Origin of the sequence: Mycobacterium sp. 1245805.9 (assembly GCF_001672915.1) — a bacterium.
Taxonomy (GTDB): Bacteria; Actinomycetota; Actinomycetes; order Mycobacteriales; family Mycobacteriaceae; genus Mycobacterium.
On sequence record NZ_LZKR01000086.1, the window covers coordinates 1 to 845 of the forward strand.

Sequence of the window (845 nt, forward strand, 5' to 3'; positions counted from 1 at the left end):
TTTTCTCACTGGCGCAGGCGGCCAGATTCAGCGTCGAAAAAGTGCAATTGCTGCGCGAGCATTATGAACGGACGCTGAATATTTGGGCGGCCAACCTGGAGGCGAACAAAGAAAAAGCGATCGCCATCCAGTCCGAGGAAGTCTACGAGCGCTATATGCACTACTTGACGGGGTGCGAGGACTTCTTCCGCAAGGGCATCAGCAACGTCGGCCAGTTCACGCTGGCCAAGTAGCCGGCCCGGCTACTTCTCACACGTGAACTGGTTGACGTCCGTGTAGCCCTGGCGGAACAGCTTGGCGCAGCCGGTCAAGTAGTGCATATAGCGCTCGTAGACTTCCTCGGACTGGATGGCGATCGCTTTTTCTTTGTTCGCCTCCAGGTTGGCCGCCCAAATATTCAGCGTCCGTTCATAATGCTCGCGCAGCAATTGCACTTTTTCGACGCTGAATCTGGCCGCCTGCGCCAGTGAGAAAATATCTTCCTGCGCCGGCAGCTGCCCACCCGGGAAGATTTCCGTGTAGATAAATCGCGTGAACCGCACGTCGCTCATCGTCAAAGCGATGCCGCGCTCGTGCATCTGCTTCTGTGAATGCGCCAAAATTGTGTGCAAGAGCATCCTGCCGTCGTCGGGAAGGATGTCGTAGGCGCGGTCGAAAAACGCGGGCCAACGGTCGGCTTTGAAGGCCTCGAACGCGCCTATGCTGACGATCCGGTCGACCTTGTCGTCGAACTCTTCCCAGCCCTGCAACCGCACTTCGACGTCGCGCTCGGTCGGGATCCCCGCCAGCCTGGTTTTGCTGTACTCGAACTGGTTGCGGCTGAGGGTAATTCCGATCACGTTGAC

General features: G+C 57.6%; 2 protein-coding genes. One reads left to right on the plus strand and one right to left on the minus strand.

Features of this window, described 5'->3' with window-relative positions:
* Positions 1-233 (plus strand): class I SAM-dependent methyltransferase (locus A9X00_RS12700; RefSeq protein ID WP_197515146.1); only part of this gene is annotated, 233 nt, incomplete at its 5' end.
* Between the two features lie 9 nt (positions 234-242).
* On the opposite strand, the gene A9X00_RS12705 is transcribed toward A9X00_RS12700, so the two are convergent.
* Positions 243-845: class I SAM-dependent methyltransferase (locus A9X00_RS12705; RefSeq protein WP_067153432.1), on the minus strand; the 603-nt coding region annotated here is incomplete at its 5' end.